Source organism: Amycolatopsis sp. H20-H5, from assembly GCF_035828755.1.
In the GTDB taxonomy this organism is placed as follows: Bacteria; Actinomycetota; Actinomycetes; order Mycobacteriales; family Pseudonocardiaceae; genus Amycolatopsis.
Genome location: NZ_JAYMZS010000112.1, coordinates 1 through 22,148 on the forward strand (window position 1 = coordinate 1; position 22,148 = coordinate 22,148).

At 71.4% G+C, this 22,148-nt stretch carries 2 protein-coding genes and 1 pseudogene; 1 reads left to right on the forward strand and 2 read right to left on the reverse strand.

Features of this window, described 5'->3' with window-relative positions; genetic code table 11:
- Both QMK34_RS38045 and QMK34_RS38050 read right to left on the reverse strand, forming a co-directional pair.
- A pseudogene (locus QMK34_RS38045) lies at window positions 1-8,251 on the reverse strand (SDR family NAD(P)-dependent oxidoreductase); the annotation flags it as partial.
- A 57-nt stretch (window positions 8,252-8,308) separates the two neighbouring features.
- Complete coding sequence (locus tag QMK34_RS38050; RefSeq protein WP_326419627.1) at window positions 8,309-20,155, reverse strand: SDR family NAD(P)-dependent oxidoreductase; 11,847 nt, start codon at window positions 20,153-20,155, stop codon at window positions 8,309-8,311.
- A 306-nt stretch (window positions 20,156-20,461) separates the two neighbouring features.
- On the opposite strand from QMK34_RS38050, the gene QMK34_RS38055 reads away from it, so the two are divergent.
- Window positions 20,462-22,117 carry a flavin monoamine oxidase family protein gene (locus QMK34_RS38055; RefSeq protein WP_326419628.1) on the forward strand — a complete coding sequence of 552 codons (1,656 nt, stop codon included), beginning with the start codon at window positions 20,462-20,464 and terminating at the stop codon, window positions 22,115-22,117.
- The last annotated feature ends 31 nt before the right edge of the window (window positions 22,118-22,148 follow it).

The window sequence follows — 22,148 nt, forward strand, 5'->3', positions numbered from 1 at the left end:
CGTCGTCGCCGAACGGCAGCAGCAAGGCCGAGACCCGCTCGGCCGACGAGGCGATCGAGACCATCCCGCCAAGGCCCGACAACCCCAGTAGTGCCTTACTGCGCAAGGCGACCACCCTCGCGGCATCGTCGAGCGAAAGCGCGCCTGCCACCTGGGCCGCCGCGATCTCGCCCTGCGAATGCCCCATCACGGCAGCGGGCTCGATGCCGTGGGACCGCCACACCTTGGCCAATCCGACCATGACCGTGAACAACGCGGGCTGGACGACGTCGACCCGGTCCAGCAGGGCAGGATCTCCAACACCGGCGACGACGTCCTCGACCGGCCAGTCCACGAACGGGGCCAACGCCTCGGCGCAAGCTCGGACGCTGTCGCGGAACACCGCGGAGGTGGCGCAGAGCTCCTGGCCCATCCCCCACCACTGCGAGCCCTGGCCGGGGAACACGAAGACCGGCAGGCCCTCACCGGCGGCCTTCCCGACCACCACGGACGGAGACGGCCCGTCTTCGGCCAGCGCGGCCAAGCCGTCGAGGAAGTCCTGCCGGGTCTCGCCGAGCACCGCGCCGCGGTAGGGCAGCGGCGCGCGGGTTCCGGCCAGCGACCAGCCGACGTCGACCGGGAGGAGGTCGGGGTTCCTCTCCGCGAAGACCCTGAGCCGGGCCGCCTGCTCGCGCAGCGCACGGTCCGAGGCTGCCGAGAGCACCCACGGCAGGACGCCGGTGGCGGGGCCGCGCGGGGCGGGCTCAGCCAGGACGGGTGCCTGTTCGAGGATCACGTGGGCGTTGGTCCCGCTGATGCCGAACGACGAGACCGCGGCGCGGCGCGGCCGGTCCAGCTCCGGCCAGCAGGCCTGCTCGGTCAGCAGTTCGACGGCCCCGGCTGCCCAGTCCACCTGCGAAGCCGGCTCCTCGGCGTGCAAGGTCGCGGGCATCACGCCGTGACGCAGCGACTGCACCATCTTGATGACGCCGCCGACGCCCGACGCCGCTTGCGCGTGGCCGAGGTTCGACTTCAGGGACCCCAGTTTCACCGGCCGCTCGCGGTGCTGGCCGTAGGTGGCGAGCAGCGCCTGCGCCTCGATCGGGTCACCGAGCCTGGTGCCCGTCCCGTGCGCCTCGACCAGGTCGACGTCCGATGTGGACAGTCCGGCGTCGGCCAGCGCGGCCCGGATCACCCGCTGCTGCGAGGGGCCGTTGGGCGCGGTCAGGCCGTTCGACGCGCCGTCGGAGTTGATCGCGGCGCCGCGCACCACGGCGAGGACCTCGTGGCCTTGGCGCTGTGCCTCGGAAAGGTGTTCCAGTACGAGCATCCCGACGCCTTCGGACCAGCCGGTCCCGTTGGCGTCGTCGGAAAACGCCCGGCACCGTCCGTCGGGGGAAAGGCCACCCGCGCGGGCGAACTCGCTGAAGCTGTCCGAGGTCGCCATCACCGTCACCCCGCCCGCGAGCGCGAGGGTGCACTCACCGCCGCGCAGCGACCGCACGGCCATGTGCAGGGCCACCAGCGAAGACGAGCACGCGGTGTCCACCGTGAGGGAAGGACCTTCGAGGCCGAGCGTGTACGACAGGCGGCCCGACATCACGCTGGAGGTGTTGCCGGTGAGGATCAGTCCCTCCAGGTCTTCAGCGACGCTGCCCAGTGTCTCGGTGTAGTGGGTGTGGCTGGCGCCGACGAACACGCCCGCCTGGCGGCCGCGCAGGGTGTTCGGCGCGATGCCCGCGCTTTCGACGGCCTGCCAGGTGGTTTCCAGCAGCAGCCGCTGCTGCGGGTCCATCGCCAGCGCCTCGCGCGGGGCGATCCCGAAGAACTCGGCGTCGAAGTCGGCGACGTCGTAGAGGAAGCCGCCTTCGCGGGTTTCGCTGCTGCCCGGCCCGCCGCCGGCGAGCATCTCGAGGTCCCAGCCGCGGTCGGTGGGGAACCCCGCGATGGCGTCCGAACCGGTGTAGACGAGCTGCCAGAGGTCTTCCGGAGAGCGGACCCCGCCTGGGAAGCGGCAACTCATTCCCACGATGACCACTGGATCTTCGGCGTCGCGCGGCTGGGTGCCGAGGACCGGACCGGCTGGGTGGACCGTGCCGGTGTGGCTGTCGCTGTCGGTGTCGGTGTCGTTCAGCTGACCGAGCAGGAACTCCGCGAGGCTTGCGGGCGTCGGGTAGTCGAAGACCAGGGTCGAAGGCAGTCGGAGGCCGGTCACCTCGGTGACCCGGTTCCGCAGCTCGACCGCGGTCAGCGAGTCGAAACCGTGCTGGCGGAAACCCTGCTTGACGTCGATCGAGGCGGACGACGAGTGCCCGAGGACGGCGGCGGCATCGGAGCGCACCAGGTCGGTGAGGAAGCGCAGGCGGTCCCCGGCGGCAAAACCCGCGCGCTGCCGCGCGAGGTCGGACGTCGAGCCGGTCGACGCCGTCTTCGCGGCCGTGCGACGGACACCGCCCGCCAGGCCTCGCATCAGCGGCTGCAGGTTTCCACGAGACCGCAAGGCGCGCGCGTTGACCCGCATCGCGACCACCAGCGCCTCGTCGGCGGCGATCGCGTCGTCGAACAGGGCCAGGCCCAGCTCCGCGGTGACCGGCGGGAACCCGGCGTTGTCCATCCGGCGGATGTCCACCTCGGTCAGCCCGCCGGTCATGCCGCTGCTCTGCGCCCACGGCCCCCAGGCCACCGAGGTCGCGGGCAGGCCCTGCCGTCTGCGTTGCTGGGCAAGGGAATCGAGGAAGGTGTTCGCCGCCGCGTAGTTGCCCTGTCCAGGGCTGCCCAGCACCCCGGCGACCGACGAGAACACGACGAACGCGGCGAGACCGAGACCTAGGGTCGCTTCGTGCAGATGCCACGCGGCGTCGACCTTCGGCCGCAACACCCCGTCCAAGCGTTGTGGGGTCAGCGATTCGACGAGTCCGTCATCGAGGACACCCGCGGTGTGCACCACCGCGGTCAGCGGATGGGCGCCGGGAATTCCCGCGAGCAGCGCGGCGACGGCGTCCGCGTCGGAGGTGTCGCAGGCGGCGATCGTCACGTCCGCGCCGTGCGCGGCCAGCGCGTCTCGCAGCTCGGTCGCGCCAGGGGAGCCCAGGCCCCGGCGGCTGGCCAGCACCAGGTGCCGGACCCCGCGCCGGGTGACCAGGTGCCGGGCGAGCAGGCTGCCCAGCCCGCCGGTGCCGCCGGTGATGAGCACGGTGCCCTCGACGTCCCAGACCGGCGGCATGGTCAGGACGATCTTGCCGACGTGGCGCGCCTGGCTCATGTGCCGGAAGGCTTCCTTCGCGCGCCGGACGTCCCAGGTCGTCACCGGCAGTGGGGTCAACGCGCCGGTGGTGAACAGCTCCGAGAGCTCCGAGAGCAGTCCGCTCGTGCGGTCCGGGCCCGCGTCGACGATGTCGAACACCCGGTACGTGACGCCCGGCAGGTCCGCCGCGTCACGGAGGTCGGTCTTGCCCATCTCCAGGAACCGGCCGCCCGGCGCCAGCAGCCGCAGTGAGGCGTCGAGGAACTCGCCGGTGAGCGCGTTCAGCACGACGTCGACCCCGCGGCCGCGGCTGACCTCGCCGAACAGCTGCTCGAAGTCGGTGGTCCGCGACGACGCGATGTGGTCGTCGGGAACGCCCAGCCCGCGCAGGATGTCCTGCTTGCCTTCGCTGGCCGTCGCGTAGACCTCGGCGCCGAAGTGCTTCGCCAGCTGAATGGCGGCCATGCCGACCCCACCGGCCCCGGCGTGGATCAGGATCGACTCGCCCGGTCGCAGCCCGGCGAGATCGGCGAGGCCGTAGTAGGCGGTCAGGAACACCAACGGCACCGAGGCCGCCTCAGCGTCCGACCAAGTGCCGGGGACCTTCGTCAGCAGGCGCTCGTCGGCCACCGCGAGCGGGCCGAAACCACCCGCGACCATCCCCATGACCCGGTCGCCGGGTCGCAGGTCCGAGGCGTCCGGACCGGCCTCGACCACGACGCCCACCGCCTCGGCGCCGAGCGGGCCGGGATCGCCGGGATACATGCCGAGCGCGTTGAGGACGTCGCGGAAGTTCAGCCCGGCGGCGGTGACGCCGACCCTGACTTCGCGGCCGGTCAACGGTTCCGCACCGGCCGAGGGCAGCAGGACGAGGTTGTCGATGCTGCCCCGCCGGTGGGTGCCAAGCCGCCACGGCGGGTCTCCCGCCGGGGAGACCAGTGCGGGGCCCGACGCGAGCCGCGCGAGCCGGGCGCAGAGGACGTCCTCACCGCGCAGCGCGAACTGCTGCTCGTCGGAGGCGACCAGATTCGGTACGACAGCGGGGATTCCGGTGTCGGGGTCCAGGTCGACGAGCAGGAACCGGCCGGGGTTCTCGGCCTGCGCCGAGCGGACCAGGCCCCAGCTGGACGCCGCCGCGAGGTCCGGCGCGTCCGCACCGCCGACGGAGATCGCGCCGCGGGTGACGAACACGAGCCTGGACTCGCCGAAGCGGCCGTCGGCCAGCCACGACTGCACCAGATCGAGCACCCTGGCGGTCAGCTCGTGCACTGCGGCAGGGCCCCGGTGGTCGAGTTCGCCGATGATCGGCACGAGAACGGCCCCGGGCACCTCGGTCAGCTCGGTCAGCTCGGCGAGTGAAAGCACCAGCGGGGCCAAAAGAGCTTGCGCCAGGCCGAAAACGTCCGGTCCCAGTACCGCGCAGGTGGCCGGGGTATGCCTGGCTTCGGCGGGTGCGGCGATCCAGTCGACCCGGAAGAGCGAGTCCTGTTCCGCGTCCGCGGGCGCTGCGGCGACGTCGTTGGAGGCCTCCCGCAGGACCAGCGACTCCACGGTGATCACGGGCGCGCCTTCGACATCGGCCGCGGCGAGCGTGATCGTGTCGTCGGCGGTCTTGGTCAGCCGGACACGCAGCTGCCCGGCGCCACCGGCGTGCAGGGACACGCCGTTCCAGGAGAACGGAAGCAGGCGCTGCCCGCCACTGCCGAGCCCGGCGAAACTCGTCGCGTGCAAGGCCGCGTCCAGCAGCGCGGGGTGCAGGCCGAACCGTTCGCTGTCAGCGGCTTCCTCCGGAAGTGCGACGTCGGCGAAGACCTCGTCCCCTCGGCGCCACGCCGCGCGCAGCCCTCGGAAAACCGGGCCGTAGGCGAACCCGGCGTCGGCGGTGTCCTGGTAAAAACCGTCCAGGTCGACCGCGGTGGCGCCTTCGGGCGGCCAGACTGCGGTGTCGAACGCCGCCACCTGCTGCCCGGAGGTCAGCGTGCCCATCGCGTGTCGTGCCCACGGCAGGTCGAGGGCGGTGGCCGGGCGGGAGTAGACGGTGACCGAGCGGCGCCCCGAGTCGTCCGGGCCGCCGACGGATACCTGGAGCACAACGGCGTCCTCCGGGCCGAGCACCAGCGGCGCCGCCAAGGTCAGCTCCTCCACCTGGTCGCACCCGACCTGGTCACCCGCGCGCACGGCGAGCTCGAGGAAACCGGTTCCCGGGAAGAGCACGGTGTCACCGACGGCGTGGTCGGCGAGCCACCGGTGGGTCGCCACCGAAAGGCGGCCGGTGAACAGCTCGCCGTCGGTGCCTGCCAGCGAGACCGACGCGCCGAGCAGCGGATGCACCGCGGAGACCAGCCCGGCCGCGGAGAGGTCACCCGCCGCCGGAAACGGCGTCGGCCAAAGGGTTTCGTGCTGGAAGGCGTAGGTCGGCAGATCGACGCGGTGGGCGTTGGTACCGGCGAAGAACGTCTTCCAGTCCACGACGGTGCCGGTCACGTGCAGCCGGGCGACCGCGCTGAGGACGGCGTCTTCCTCGCCACGGTCCTTGCGCAGCAGCGGAACCGCCACCACGCTCCCGGCGTCGTCACCGAGGGTTTCCAAGGCCATCGCCGACAACACACCGTCCGGGCCCAACTCCACGAAACTGGTGACGCCCGCGTCGCGCAGCGTGCGGACACCGTCGGCGAACCGGACAGCCTCCCGGACGTGGCGTACCCAGTATTCGGGGGTGCACAACTCGGCACTGGCGAACGTCCCGGTGACGTTGGAGACCACCGGGATCCGCGGTGCCTCGAACGACAATCCATCGATCGCGCGGCGGAACTCGGCCAGCATCGGGTCCATCAACGGCGAGTGGAACGCGTGCGACACCGCGAGCCGCTTCGTCTTACGACCCCGCGCCTCCAACGCCGCGACGACCCGCTCGACCGCCTCGGCCGTCCCGGACACCACCACCGCGGCGGGACCGTTCAGTCCGGCGATCGCCACACCACCGTCAAGCAGCGCGGTGACCTCGGCTTCACCTGCCTGCAACGACGCCATCGCCCCACCCGCGGGCAACGCCTCCATCAACCGAGCCCTCGCCGCGACCAGCGCACACGCGTCCGGTAACGAGAAGACCCCCGCGACCTGAGCAGCCGCGACCTCGCCGATTGAATGCCCGGCGACAAAACCCGGCTCGATCCCCCACGACCGCACCAACCGGAACAACGCCACCTCGACCGCGAACAACGCGGGCTGCGCGAAACCGGTCCGGTTCAACGCCGCCGCGTCCTCACCCCACACAACCTCCCGCAACGACCGATCGAGCAGGACGTCGAACGCGGCGAAAATCTCGTCCAGGGACTCGGCGAACACCGGAAAACGGCGGTAGAGCTCGCGGCCCATGCCCAGGCGCTGGCCACCCTGCCCGGAAAACAGCATCGCGGCCGAACGTTCCTCGGCCACCCCGCGCACGACCTCGTCACCCAGCAGGACGGCCCGGTGCTCGAAGACGGAACGGCCGGTGGCCAGTGAGTAGCCGACGTCGAGCGGGGTGAGCGCCGGGTCGGCGTCCACAAAGGATTCGAGAGTGACGAGCTGGGAGTCCAGCGCCGCCGCCGACCGCCCGGAGACCAGCCAAGGCACGACAGTCGGCGAACCTGCCGGCTCGGGGGCTTGCTGGGTGAGCTCGGGTTCCGGTGCCTGTTCGATGATCACGTGCGCGTTCGTCCCGCTGATCCCGAACGAGGACACGCCCGCGCGGCGCGGGCGGTCCACCACCGGCCACACGACCTGCTCGGTCAGCAGCTCGACCGAACCCTCTGTCCAGTCCACCCGCGAGGACGGCGTGCCCAGGTGCAACGTCTTGGGCACCTGACCCGCGCGCATCGCGAGCACCATCTTGATCACGCCCGCCACCCCCGCGGCGGCCTGGGTGTGGCCGAGGTTCGACTTCAGCGAACCGAGCAGCAACGGGGTTTCCCGGTCCTGACCGTACGTCGAGAGCAGGGCCTGCGCTTCGATCGGGTCGCCCAGCACGGTGCCCGTGCCATGTCCTTCGACCACGTCGACGTCCGATGTGGACAGACCGGCGTCGGCCAGCGCGGCCCGGATCACGCGCTGCTGCGACGGACCGTTCGGCGCGGTCAAGCCGTTCGACGCACCGTCGGAGTTCACCGCGCTGCCGCGCAGCACGGCGAGCACCGGGTGGCCGAGGCGTTGTGCGTCGGAGAGCTTTTCCAGTACCAGCACTCCCACGCCTTCGGCCCAGCCGACCCCGTCGGCGTCGTCGGAGAAGGACTTGCAGCGGCCGTCTTCGGCGAGCCCGCGCTGGCGGGACATCTCGACGAACACCTCCGGCGTCGACATCACCGCGACCCCGCCCGCGAGCGCCAAGGTGCACTCACCGCCGCGCAGGGCCTGCGCGGCGAGGTGCATGGTCACCAGGGAAGACGAGCAGGCCGTGTCCACCGTGACGACCGGGCCTTCGAGGCCGAGGGTGTAGGCCACGCGCCCGGAGGCGACACTCGGCGCGCTGCCATTGCCACGGAAGCCGTCGAACTCGTCGCCGGAAAGCGTCGAGGCGTAGTCGCTGTACATGACCCCGGCGAACACGCCCGTCCGGCTGCCGCGCAACGCGAGCGGGTCGATGCCCGCCCGCTCGATCGCCTCCCACGACACCTCGAGCAGCAGCCGCTGCTGGGAGTCGGTCGCCAGTGCCTCGCGCGGGGAGATGCCGAAGAACTCCGGGTCGAACTCCCCCGCGCTGTGGAGGAATCCGCCGGAGCGGGTGTAGGAGGTCCCCGGGTGTTCGGGGTCCGGGTCGTAGCTGCCCGCCAGATCCCAGCCGCGGTTGGCCGGGAAGCCGGTGATGGCGTCGACGCCCTCGGCGGCGACCTGCCACAGGTCCTCCGGGGAGGCGATCCCGCCCGGGTAGCGGCAGCCCATCCCCACGATGGCGATCGGCTCGTGCCCCCGGGACTCGAGCTCCTCGACCCGCTCCCGCGCACCACGGAGATCAGCGGTCACGCGTCGCAGGTAGTCGACGATCTTTTCCTGCTGGTCTTCCTGCACTGGCTTGTCCTCAATCAGGTCGTGGGAGTGGGCAGCCGGTCGTTACCCCCGGCTGAACTCTTCGTCGATGATGCCGAGCAGCTGGTCGACCGACGCCGACTCGATGTCTTCCTTGGCCGCCTTCGGTTTCGCGTCCGTGAACCGCGCCGGGCGCCGCAGCCGCGCGACGAGCTCGTCGAGCCGCCGCGCGACTGCTTCGTGCTCGGTGGTGCCGGATTTCAACGCCGCCTCCAAGCGGTTGAGCTCTTCGAGCGGTGAACCGGGCGGGCGGTTGCCCTCGGCGGGCAGCCGCGCCGACAGGAAGCCCGCGACCGCGCCGGGGGTGGGGTAGTCGAAGACGAGGGTCGCCGGCAGCCGCAGCCCGGTCGCGGAGTTGAGCTGATTGCGCAGCTCGACCGAGGTCAGCGAGTCGAAGCCCAGGTCCCGGAAGTCCCGGGTGGCCCCGATCGCGGTCAGGGTCGCGTGGCCGAGTACCGCGGCCACCTCCGTCCGGACCAGGTCAAGGAGGAACTTCGTCCGCTCGTCGCCGTGGAGCCCGGCCGCCCGCCGCGCGACGGTGTCCGCACCTGCCGGCGTCGCCGCCCGCGCCATCTCGCGGCGGACCCCGGGCACCAGAGCCCGGAGCAGCGGCGGTACCTCGCGACGCGCACGCAGCGCGCCGATGTCGAGACTGGTCGCGACGACCAGTGGGTCTTCGGACGCGACCGCGGCGTCGAAAAGCGACAACCCGTGCGACCGGGACAACGGTGTGACCCCGTCCCGGCTCATCCTGGCGATGTCGGCGCCGGACAGCATCGAGGTCATCCCCGTTTCCTGCGCCCACGGGCCCCATGCGAGCGACACCGCGGGCAGGCCCTGGTTCCTTCGCAGCTGGGCCAGGGAATCGAGGAAGGTGTTCGCCGCCGCGTAGTTGCCCTGTCCGGGACTGCCCAGCACCCCGGCGATCGACGAGAACAGCACGAACGCGGCGAGCCCGAGCTCCGCGGTGGCCTCGTGCAGGTTCCAGGCGGCGTCGACCTTGGGCCGCAGCACGGCGTCCAGCCGGTCGGGGGTGAGGGTGGCGAGCACGCCGTCGTCGAGCACCCCGGCGGTGTGCACCACCGCCGTGAGCGGGTGTGCCGCGGGGACGGTGGCAACCAGGCCCCGGACGGCGACGAGGTCGGCGATGTCGCAGGCCGCCAGCGAGACTTCGGCGCCCAGTCCGGCCAGCTCGGTGACCAGCTCCCCGGCGCCAGGGGAAGCAGCACCGGACCGGCTGGCGAGGATCAACCGGCGCACGCCATGTGTGGTGACCAGGTGCCGGGCCAGTAGCCTGCCAAGGCCACCGGTACCACCCGTGATCAGGACCGTGCCCTCGGCGGCCCAGCCCAGCGGGCGCGGAGCGACCGTCCTGCGCACGAGCCGGGCGGCCGAAACCTCACCGCCGCGGACGGTCAGTTCGGTCTCTTCCGAGAGCACCGCTCCGACGAGTGCGGCGGCGTCGGGCGCGTCGACGTCCAGCAGGGCGAACCGGCCCGGGTTTTCCGACTGCGCGGTGCGCACCAGGCCCCAGACCGACGCCGCGGCCGGGTCCACGCCGGTCGTCGCACCGCGGGTGACGAACACCAGCCGTGCTCGGGTGAAGCGCTCGGCGTCGAGCCAGTCCTGAAGGAGCTTGAGGGTGCTCGCGGTGAGCTCGTGCGCAGCCTCCACCAGGTGGGTGTCGGCACTGCCGACACCGATGAGGACCACCTCCGGCACCTCCTCCGGCAGGTCGGCGAGGTCGGCGTAGCAGGTGACGGAAACGCCGGACTCCTGCAGGCCGAAGGTGTCGGTGCCCAGGATCGCGAGCGCACCCGGCTCTCCCGGATCCCCGGTCGCGACCGGGGACCAGTCGAGGCCGAACAAACTGTCGCTGCCGGATTCGCGGACCTGTTCGCTCGACAGGGCACGGGAAACGAGCGAGTCGACCGAGGCGACCGGTGCTCCCATGGGGTCGGAGATCGTGATCGACACGGTCTTCTCGCCGCTGGGTATCAGCCGGACACGCACCGACGAGGCACCCGTGGCGTGCAGCGACACGCCTTCCCACGAGAACGGGACGGCGCCCGTGTGCTCAGTGCCGTCGGGGTCCGCGAAGAACAGCGCGTGCAGCGCCGCGTCGAGCAGGGCCGGATGCAGCCCGAACTCACCCGCGCCTTCCCGGACATGCTCGGGCAGGGTCACTTCGGCGAACAGTTCGTCGCCACGGCGCCACGCGGCGCGCAGTCCTTGGAAGGCGGGGCCATAGTCGAAACCGGCGTCGAGGAACCCCTCGTAACAGCCGTCCACCGCGACCGGTTCCGCACCCGCGGGCGGCCACACCGTGTCGACCGCCGCAGGCTGCCACGAAGTCTCGGGGACGAGGCTGCCGGACGCGTGCCGCACCCAGGACGCGTCCCGCTCACCATCGAGACGGGAGTGGATCTCGATCCCGCGACGGCCGGTTTCGCCCGGTGCACCCACCGAGACGCGCACCTGGACAGCACCCCGGTCCGGCAGGACCAGCGGAGCGGCCAACGTCAGTTCCTCGACCCGCGCGCAGCCGGTCTCGTCACCCGCGCGGATCGCCAACTCGGCAAAAGCCGTGCCGGGCAGGAGGACCCGGCCCAGCACGACGTGGTCGGCCAGCCAGGGGTGCGAACGCGTCGAGAGCCTGCTCGTGAACACGACGCCCGCGTCCCCCGCCAGCGCGACGAAGCCGTCGAGCAGCGGGTGCCGCACCGGCGTGAGGCCGACCGAAGCAGCGTCACTGGCGCGGTCGCCGCCTGGCGGGTTGTCCGGCCAGAACCGCTGGTGCTGGAAGGCGTAGGTCGGCAGGTCGATCCGGCGGGCGCCGGTGCGGACGAAGAACCCGGCCCAGTCCACCCGGACGCCCGAGACGTGCAGCCCGCTGAGTGCGGCGACGATCGTGGACTCCTCGCCGCGGTCCTTGCGCAGCGCCGGAATCACCACCGCGTCGGCGGGAAGGGTCTGCCGGGCCATGGCCGACAGCACGCCGTCCGGACCCAGTTCGAGGAAAGCGCCCGCGCCCGCGTTCCTCAGCGCGGCCACCCCGTCGGCGAACCGCACGGTTTCAGTGACGTGCCTGACCCAGTAGTCCGGCGAGCACAAGTCGTCTTGGTCGGCGAGCGCGCCGGTCACGGTCGACACGACCGGGATCCGCGGCGGGTGGAACTCCAGGGTTTCCACCACCGCACGGAAGTCGTCGAGCATCGGACTCATCAGTGGCGAGTGGAAGGCGTGGGAGACCGGCAGCCGCTTGGTCTTCCGACCCTGGGCGGCGAAAGCGGCCGCCAGCGCGGAAACGGCCTGGTCAGCGCCGGAGACGACCACCGCGTCGGGCCCGTTGATCGCGGCGATCGACACGTCCGCCGTCAGCAGCGGCAGGACTTCCTCCTCGCTCGCCCGCACCGAGACCATCGCCCCGCCGGTGGGCAATGCCTGCATCAACCGGCCGCGGGCGAGCACCAGCGCAGCGGCATCGCGCAGCGACAGCACCCCGGCGACCTGCGCGGCGGCGATCTCGCCGATCGAATGACCGGCGACGAAACCGGGCTCGACCCCCCACGACTCCAGCAGCCGGAACAGCGCGACCTCGACCGCGAACAGCGCCGGTTGTGCCCAGCCGGTCTCGTTGAGCAGGTCGTGGTCCTCACCCCAGAGGACGTCGCGCAGCGGGCGGCCCAACCCCGCGTCCAGGTGCTCTGCCGCGGCGTCGAAAGCCGCCGCGAACGCGGGGAAGCGGGCGTGGAGCTCCTGGCCCATACCCACGCGCTGGGATCCCTGGCCGGGGAACAGCATCGCGAACGGGGCCGGCGCGGCGACCCCGCGGGACACCTCCAGGATGGTGCCGCCGCCGGGGATGAGCGCCGCCCGGTGCTCGAACTGCGAACGTCCGGACACCAGCGAGAATCCGATGTCCACAGTGGACTCGGCAGGGTTCGTCCCCGCGAACCGCCGGATCCTGCCGAGTTGGTCTTCGAGCGCCGCCTCGTTCCTCGCCGACACCAGCCACGGCACGATCGCGGACGGCATCGCGGCTCGCACCGGCTCGGCGGCCGGGGACTCGATGATCACGTGGGCGTTGGTGCCGCTGAGCCCGAACGAGGAAACCCCCGCGCGGCGCAGGTGGTCCGCCTCGGGCCACGGCGTCCGCGCGGTCAGCAGGGCTACCTCGCCGGTAGTCCAGTCCACCTGCGATGACGGCGTGCCGACATGCAAACTCTCGGGCATCGTTTCGTGGCGCATCGCCAGGATCATCTTGATGACCCCCGCGACTCCGGCCGCGGCCTGGGTGTGGCCGAGGTTCGCTTTGATCGAACCGAGCCAGAGCGGGCGTCGCCGATTTTGACCATAGGTCGCGAGCAGCGCTTGCGCCTCGATCGGGTCACCCAGCGCGGTTCCGGTGCCGTGGGCCTCCACGACGTCGACCTCGGACGGGGCCAGTCCGGCGGAGTCGAGGGCGGCGCGGATGACACGCTGCTGCGAAGAACCGTTCGGTGCGGTGAGTCCGTTGGATGTGCCGTCGGAGTTCACCGCGCTGCCGCGCACAGTGGCGAGGATCCGGTGACCGTGGCGACGGGCGTCGGAAAGGCGTTCCAGCACCAGCATTCCGGCACCTTCGGCCCAGCTCGTGCCGTCGGCGTTCTCGGAGAACGACTTGCACCGGCCGTCGGCCGCGAGACCGCCCTGCTTGCTGAACTCGACGAACAGCGAAGGCTCGGAGAGAACCGCGACCCCACCGGCCAGCGCGAGCGAGCACTCCCCCGCTCGCAACGACTGCGCGGCCGAGTGCAGCGCGACCAACGACGAGGAGCAGGCCGTGTCGACGGTCATCGAGGGGCCTTCAAGACCGAAGGTGTAGGAGATCCGGCCCGACATCACACTGCCGGTGTTTCCGGTCAGGACAAAGCCTTCGGCGCGGTCGGTCGACGACAACAAGGTCGCGTAGTCACTGCTCGACGCACCGATGAACACCCCGGTGGGCGAGCCGGTCAACGAGTCCGGGGCGATACCGGCGGCCTCGAAGGCCTCCCAGGACACCTCCAGCAGAATCCGCTGCTGCGGGTCGGCGGCTTGCGCCTCCCGCGGGCTCATCCGGAAGAACTCGGCGTCGAACTCGGCCGCCTCCTGCAGGAAACCGCCCGAACGAGTGGTCGACGTACCGGGGCGGACGCCATCGGGATCGTAGAGGCCGTCGAGGTCCCAGCCGCGGTCTTCGGGAAAGGCACCGATGGCGTCTCGCCCGGAAACGACCAAGTCCCACAGGTCTTCGGGCGAGCGAACCCCGCCGGGGTAACGGCAGCTCATCCCGACGATGACGATCGGGTCGCCGTCGGCCACCGCTGCCGGGACCGGCTTGGCCGTCGCGGCACCGGCGGGTTCGCCCAGTTCGCCGAGCAGGTGCGCGGCGAGTGCCAGCGGTGTCGGGTGGCTGAACACCGCGGTGGGCGCGAGCCGCAGGCCGGTCAGCGCGGTGAGGCGGTTCCTGAGTTCCACCGAGGTCAGCGAGTCGAAGCCGAGTTCCTGGAAGGCGCGCCCGGCCTCGACCTCACTCGCGGAACCGTGACCCAGCACCGCCGCGGCCTCGGTCTGGATCAGGGTGACGAGAGTACGTTCGCGGTCCTCGGCGGACAGATCGCGCAGGCGCTCGACGAGCCCGGCCTCACGGGAAGTGCAGGCTGCGACCGAGCGGCGTGCCGTCGTTCGCACAAGGCCGCGGAAAACGTGCGGCACCAGGCTCTGGTCGTGTGGTGGGCGAATGTCCACAGTGGCGGGAACCAGTACCGGGTCAGCCGAGCCGATGGCGAGGTCGAAGAGCCCGAGTGCCCGTTCCGCCGTCAACGCGGGAAGGCCTTCCCTGGCCATCCGGGCGAGATCCGCGCCGGTGAGGGCGGCGGTCATCCCGCTACCCGGTGCCCACGCGCTCCACGCCAGCGCCGTCGCCGGGAGTCCGCGATCGCGGCGGTAGTGCGCGAGTGCGTCCAGCCCGGCGTTCGCGGCGGCGTAGTTGCCTTGACCGGCGCTGCCGAGCAGGCCCGCGACCGAGGAGAACAGGACGAACGCGGCGAGGTCGAGGTCCGCGGTGAGCTCGTGCAGGTGCCAGGCGGCGTCCAGTTTCGGGGCCAGGACGGTCTCGAGGCTTTCGTCGGTGATCGAGCTCAGCACCCCGTCGTCGACGACGCCCGCGGCGTGGACGACGGCGGTCAGCGGATGCCCGGCGGGAACACCGGCCAGCAGGGCGGCGACCTCGGCCCGGTCGGACACGTCGCAGGCGTGCACCGTCACGTGGGCACCCAGCTCGCCGAGCTCGCGGACCAGCTCGGGGGCACCCGCGGCGGCCGGACCACTCCGGCTGGCCAAAACCAGGTGCCGGACGTGCCGCTCGGACACCAGGTGGCGCGCGAGGATCCCGCCGAGCCCACCGGTACCGCCGGTGATCAGCACCGTGCCTTCGGGGTCCCAAACCCGCGGCATGCGCAGCACGATCTTGCCGATGTGCTTGGCCTGGCTCATGAACCGGAAGGCGTCCGGCGCGTGACGGACGTCCCAGGACCGCACCGGCAGCGGCGCCAGCGAGCCGTCGGCGAACAGGGCCAGCAACGCGGTCAGCATCTCCTGGATCCGGTCCGGCCCGGCTTCGGCCAGGTCGAAGGCCCGGTAGGAGATTCCGTGGAGTTCCGCGGCGTCGCGGATGTCTGTCTTGCCCAGCTCCAGGAACCGGCCGCCCGGCGCCAGTACCCGCAGGGACGCGTCCACGAACTCACCGGCCAGCGAGTTCAGCACCAGATCGACGCCGCGGCCGCCGGTGACCTCGAGGAAGCGGGCTTCGAACCCGGTCGTCCGCGAGGAAGCAAGGTGGTCGTCGGCGATCCCGAGCGACCGGAGCGTGTCCCACTTGCCCTCGCTCGCCGTCGCGAAAACATCCGCGCCGAGGTGGCGGGCCAGCGCGATCGCGGCCATGCCCACGCCGCCCGCTCCGGCGTGCACCAGGACCGACTGTCCCGGCCGGAGACCGGCCAGGTCCGTCAGCGCGTAGTACGCGGTCAGGAAGACCAGTGGCACCGACGCCGCGTCGGCGTCGGACCAGTGCGCGGGCACCCGCGCCAGTAAACGCTCGTCGACCACGGCGGCGGGTCCGAAGGCGCCGTCGATCATGCCCATGACCCGGTCACCCTGGCGGAGAACGCGTACCTCCGGTCCGGTCTCCACGACCACACCCGCCGCTTCGGCGCCGAGCGGACCGGCTTCGCCCGGGTACATGCCGAGGGCGTTGAGCACGTCACGGAAGTTGACGCCCGCGGCGGTGACCCGCAGGCGTACCTCGCGGCCGGAAAGCGGGGCGGCGGCCGCGGGGAACGGCGACAACGTCAGCTCGTCCAGGCTGCCCCGGCGAGGGCTGTCCAGCCGCCACGGTGTTTCCCCGACCGGAGGCAGCAGGCCCGCGTCCGGTGTGTCGGCGAGTCGCGTCAGCCTGGCGATCCGGACCGCACCGGCCCGGATCACCGCCTGCGGTTCCTCCGACGCGAGCAGGCCAGCCAGCACCGAGGCGGAGTCGTCCACCGAGTTTTCGCCATCGAGGTCGACCAGGACGAACCGGCCGGGATTCTCGGCCTGGGCGGACCGGATCAGGCCCCACACCGCCGCGGCGGCCGGATCCGTGACCGGCTCACCGGCGACGGAAACGGCTCCGCGGGTGACCACGACCAGCCGGGTGTCCTCGAAGCGATCGTCGGCGAGCCAAGCCCTCGCGGTGGCCAGCGTATCGGCCAGCATCGCGCGGACACCGGTGCTCGCGTCGACCGGCAAGACGAAGAGTTTGGCACCGTCCGCGACCTCCGCGGAGAAACCCGGGTGGCTCTCGACGGAGTTCGCGGCCCCGCGCAGGCCGTCGGCCAGGCGTCCGGGGTCGCGGCCGAGCACGGTGAAGCAGTCCTGCGCGTCCGCGTCGGCAGCCAGCGGAACCCAGTCCAGGCACCAGAGATGGTCGTGGCCGCTGTCGGCCTCGAACACCGGCGAACGCAGCACCAGTGACTCCGCGGAGAACACCGGCGTGCCGGTGGGATCGGTGGCGAGGACGCGCACCGAGTCGCCGCCACCGGTGCTGATCCGGACGCGCAGCGCGACGGCGTCCGTGGCGTGGAGGACGACGTCACCCCAGGAGAACGGCACCGTCGTCTGCTCGGAGCTGGCCGGGCCGACCAGGGCGGGCGCGTGCAGGGCGGCGTCCAGGAGAGCGGGGTGCAGCCCGAAGACCCCGGGGTGGGAGCCGCCGGGCTCGGGCAGGCCGACTTCCGCGAACACGTCGTCACCGCGGCGCCACACCGCGGACAGGCCGTGGAAGGCGGGCCCGTAGTCGAACCCGGCGGTCGCCAGCCGGTCGTAGAAGCCGTCGAGGTCGACAGCGACGGCTCCGGCCGGGGGCCAGACGTCGTCGAACTCGAACGTCCGCGTGCCCGGCGCGAGGACACCGGTCGCGTGCCGGGTCCAGCCGCGATCGACCGCCGCGTTGTCCTCCTTCGCGTGGATGGTGAGCGACCGGAAGCCGTCGGCGTCCGCGGCCCCGACCGCGACCTGCAGCCGGACGAGGTCGCGTTCGCCGAGCACCAGCGGCGTCTCCAGCACCAACTCGGCCACGCGGTCGCAGCCGACCTCGTCGCCGGCGCGGATGGCCAGCTCCAGCAACGCGGTCCCGGGCACGAGTACCCGGCCCAGGATCCGGTGGTCGCCGAGCCAGGGGTGGGTGTGCCGGGAGACCCGGCCGGTGAAGACGGTGTCCCCGGTCCCGGCCAGCTCGAACGCGGAGTCAAGGATCGGGTGGTCCAAAGTGGACACAGCGTGGTCGGTGCCGCTTTCGAGCCAGAACCGCTGGCGTTGAAAGGCGTAAGTCGGCAGGTCGACTCGGCGGGCGCCGTGTCCGGCGAAGAACAGCGACCAGTCCGGTCCGGCGCCGCGGGTGTGCAGAGCCGCCAGGGTCGCGACGAGCGAGGAGGCCTCGTGCTGCCCGCTGCGCAACGCGGGTGCCGCGAAGGAGTCTTGCACCACGAGGACCTCCGCCACCATGGCGGAAAGCGCCGCGCCGGAACCGAGTTCGAGGACCGAGGTGACGCCCTCTCCGCGCAGCGCGGAGACCGCGTCGGCGAACCGGACGGGTTCGTGGACCTGGCGGACCCAGTACCCCGGCGTGCCGAACTCGTCCTCGGTGATCAGCGCGCCGGTCACGGTGGAGACGATCGGCAGCTTCGGCGACCGGTAGGTGAGCACCTCGGCGACCCAGCGGAGCTCGTCCAGCGCGGGTTCCATCAGTGCGGAGTGGAACGCGTGGCTCACCTTGAGTGGAGTGCACTTGATTCCCCGGCCGGTCAGGTCCGCGGCAAGCGCCAGCACCTCAGCTTGTGGTCCGGACAGGACCACGGCTTCGGGGCCGTTCACGGCGGCGACGCACACGTCGCTCGAACGGGTGGAAAGCAGCTCCAGGATCTGTTCCTCGGTCGCGCGCGCGGCGACCATCCCGCCACCCTCGGGAAGCGCCTGCAGGAGCCGCCCGCGGTGCGCGGCGAAGGCGGCGGCGTCCGAAAGCGACCAGATCCCGGCGACGTGCGCCGCGGCGACCTCGCCGATCGAATGACCGATGACGACGTCAGGGTGCAGTCCCCAGGACTCGAGCAGCCGGAACAGCGCGACCTGGAACACGAACAGGGCCGGCTGGGTGTAAGCGGTCTGGACAAGCAGGTCGGCATCCGCCGAACCGGGCTCGGCGAACACCACGGATGCGAGCGGGCGGTCCAGGTACAGGTCCACTTCGGCGCAGGCGGCGTCGAAAGCCCTGGCGAACGCCGGGAACCGTGCGTGTAGCTCGCGGCCCATGGCGGGCTTCTGCGCGCCCTGACCGGGGAAGACGAAGGCGAGCCGTCCATGTTGGACGATGCCGGTGCCGACGTTGGGCCGGTGCTCACCCTTGGCCAGTGCGTCGAGTCCGCCGAGGAGTTCGCCGCGATCCGCGCCGAGGACCGTGGCGCGGTGCTTCAACGCCGCGCGGGTGGTGGCGGCCGAGAACGCGACGTCGAGTGGCCTGGCGTCCGAGGCCACCACGTCACGCAGCCGAGCGGCCTGCGCCCGCAACGCCTCGGGGCTGCGCGCGGACACCACGAGCGGCAGCTGGAGGTCGATCTCCGTGGCCTGTTCGACTGGGGCCTGTTCGACTGAGGCCTCGACGGTGGCTTGCTCGAGGACCACATGGACATTGGTGCCGCTGAACCCGAACGACGACACCGCACAGCGCCGCGGCTCGCCGCGGTCCGGCCATTGCTGTTGCCGGGTAAGCAGTTCGACGCCGCTGCCCGCCCACTCCAGGTGCGGGGTGGCCGGTTCGGCGTGGAGGGTCCGGGGCAGCACACCGGCGCCCATGGCCGAGATCATCTTGATCACGCCGATGACTCCGGCCGCGGCCTGGGTGTGGCCGAGGTTCGATTTGACCGAGCCCAGGAGCAGCGGACGGTCGGCGTCCCGTCCTGGGCCGTAGGTGGCTTGCAAGGCGGCGGCCTCGATCGGGTCACCGAGCGGGGTGCCGGTGCCGTGTGCCTCCACCGCGTCGACCTCGGCCGGTTTCAGTCCCGCGTCCGCCAGGGCCTGCCGGATGACCCGCTGCTGGGCGACGCCGTTGGGGGCGGTCAGTCCGGCGCTGGTGCCGTCGGAGTTGACCGCGGAACCGCGGAGCACCGCCAGCACCCGGTGTCCGCGTTCGCGGGCGGTGGAAAGGCGTTCGACCAGCAGCATGCCGACGCCTTCACTCCAGCCGGTGCCGTCGGCGCCCGCGCCGAACGCCTTGCAGCGGCCGTCGGGTGAGAGGCCGTGCACCCGGCTGAAAGCCAGGAAGGAACCGGGGGTGGCCATGACCGCGACACCGCCGACGATCGCCTGGTCGCATTCGCCTTCCCGCAGCGACCGAGCGGCGACGTGCAGCGCGACCAAGGACGCCGAGCACGCGGTGTCGATCGTGAGGGCGGGACCGTGCAGGCCCAGTTCGTAGGCGATCCGGCCGGACGCGACACTACCGGCGGTGCCGGTGATCAGGTGGCCTTCCGCGCCGTCGCGGGCGTCCTGCATCCCCGGGCCGTATTCGTGGTTCTCCGCGCCGATGAAGACCCCGGTGGAGCTCCCCCGCACCGACAGCGGGTCGATCCCCGCGCGTTCGAAGAGCTCCCAGGCGGTTTCCAGCAACTGCCGCTGCTGCGGGTCCATCGCCTGCGCTTCGCGCGGGGAGATCCCGAAGAACCCGGCGTCGAATTCGGCGGCTCCGTCGAGGAAACCGCCCGATCGCGCATAGGTCCGCCCGGCACGGTCCGGATCGGGGTCGTAGAGGCTTTCGACCGCCCAGCCGCGATCTTCGGGGAACGGCCCGATGACATCCCGGCCGTCGAGCAGCGCCTGCCACAGTTCGTCGGGTGAGGTGATCCCGCCAGGGAGGCGGCACGCGGTGCCGACGATCACGACCGGATCGTCGGCGCCGGACCGCCCGGCGGGCGAGACCGGTGCGTCCGGCTCCTGGCCGAACAGCCGTCCGGCCAGGCTTTCGGCAAGGCCGAGCGCGGTCGGGTGGTCGTAGATCTCGTTCAGCGGCAAGGAAATGTCAAGTTCGGCGCGGAGCCTCCGGTGCAGCTCGACCGCGGACAGGGAGCTCAGGCCGAGGTCGGCGAAGCGGCGGCGCGGATCGGAAACCTCGGACCGCCCGACGCCCAGCGCGGCTGCCGCGTGCCGGGAGACCAGGTCGACAAGCGTCCGGACGCCCTCCTTCCGCGTCCCCGCGGCCAACAGCTCACGGAACGCTTCCGGCGAGGTGGAAGTCCGGTCGGCGGGCTCGCCATCCACGCATGACACCTTGCTGGCTTCGCTTGTCATGACGCCGCGCCACCATCCCTAAGACCGCAGGATCGACCGAACCTCGTCGCTGAATCGTAGAAGCGCGAACGCTGTACTTTCCCTTAGAGGATCGGCCGATTTGCCTGGCGCAATGCCGTGACCAAGACGTTCTCTGGTGGTTTCCCGTGATCGCCTGCCGCACGCTTTGAAGCACCAGTACCGGTGGCTTCGAACACCGGCCGCACCCGTTGAAACGGGATTACCCGGTCATGCTGAATTCCCCGCTGGCCGCTTTTCGTCGGAGAGGTAACCGAGATGACGTTGGCCACCCCGAACCCCATGACGATGTTCGGACCGGATTTCCCCTTCGCCTACGACGACTGGGTGCGCCATCCGGCCGGGCTCGGGCAGCTCCCGGAGCACCGCCTCGGCACCCCGGTCGCCGTGGTGGGCGGCGGGATCTCCGGTCTCGTGGCCGCGTACGAGCTCATGAAACTGGGCCTGCGCCCGGTCCTTTACGAAGCAGGCGAGCTGGGCGGGCGGATGCGTTCGATCGCCTTCGCCGACCACCCGGATTCGCTGGCGGAGCTGGGGGCGATGCGCTTCCCGCCGTCGGCGAGCACGTTGTTCCACTACATCAGGGAACTCGGCCTGCGGACCCGCCCCTTCCCGAACCCGCTGGCCACCTGCACCCCGAGCACGGTGATCGACCTCGGCGGGGTGGTCCACCACGTCCGGACCGCCGAAGAACTGCCGAGTGTCTACCAGGATGTCGCCGACGCCTGGGACAAGGCCCTCCAGGACCGCGCCGAACTGTCGTCCATGGAGGACGCCATCCGGCGACGTGACGTCAGGGCGATCAAGTCCATCTGGAACCGCCTGGTGACCGAAATGGACGATCAGTCGTTCTACGGTTTCCTGGCCGCTTCCTCGGCTTTCGAGTCCTTCCAGACCCGGGAGATCTTCGGGCAGGTCGGGTTCGGCACCGGTGGCTGGGACACCGACTTCCCCAACTCGATCCTGGAGATCCTGCGGGTGATCTACACCCACGCGGACGACGACCAGGTGAGTATCGTCGGCGGCGCACAACGGGTTCCGTCGGGTCTGTGGACGCACGAACCGGAGCACCTCGTGCACTGGCCAGCCGGGACTTCCCTGGCCTCGCTGAACTCCGGTGCCCCCCGCCCGTCGGTCAGGAAGATCACGCGCCGCGGCGGCGGTATCGTCATCGAGGACGGCACCGGCGTGCCGCGGGAGTTCGCGGCGACCGTGTTCACCCCGCACGTCTGGACGCTGCTCAGCCAGATCGACTGTGCCCCGGAGCTGCTCAGCACCCCGCAGTGGACGGCGGTCGAGCGCACGCACTACATGAACTCCTCCAAGGTCTTCGTCCTCACCGACCGGCCGTTCTGGCTGGACACCGATCCGCGCACCGGCCACGACGTGATGGGCATGACGCTCACCGACCGGTGCCCGCGCGGGGTCTACCTGTTCGACGACGGCCCGGACCGGCCAGGCGTGATGTGCCTGTCCTACACCTGGAACGACGACTCGTCGAAGCTGTCCACCCTCGACGACCACCAGCGGGTGTCCGTCCTTTTGCGACGGTTGGCCGCCATCTATCCTGGCGTGGACATCGCCTCGCACGTGATCGGCGAGCCGATCAGCATCACCTGGGAGCGCGAGCCGAACTTCATGGGCGCCTTCCGGGCCAACCTTCCCGGCCACTACCGCTACCAGCGGCGCCTGTTCACCCAGTTCATGCAGGCGGGCGCACCCGAGGCGCAGCAGGGGTTCTTCCTCTGCGGCGACGACATCTCGTGGACCGCGGGTTTCGCCGAAGGCGCCGTGACCACCGCGCTGAACGCCGTCTGGGGCGTGCTCGACCACCTCGGCGGCAAAACCCACCCTGGCAACCCGGGCCCCGGCGACCGCTTCCACGATCTCGCCCCCGTCGACCTCCCCCTCTGACTCTCCTGTCCACGCTCGGACACGGCGAAAG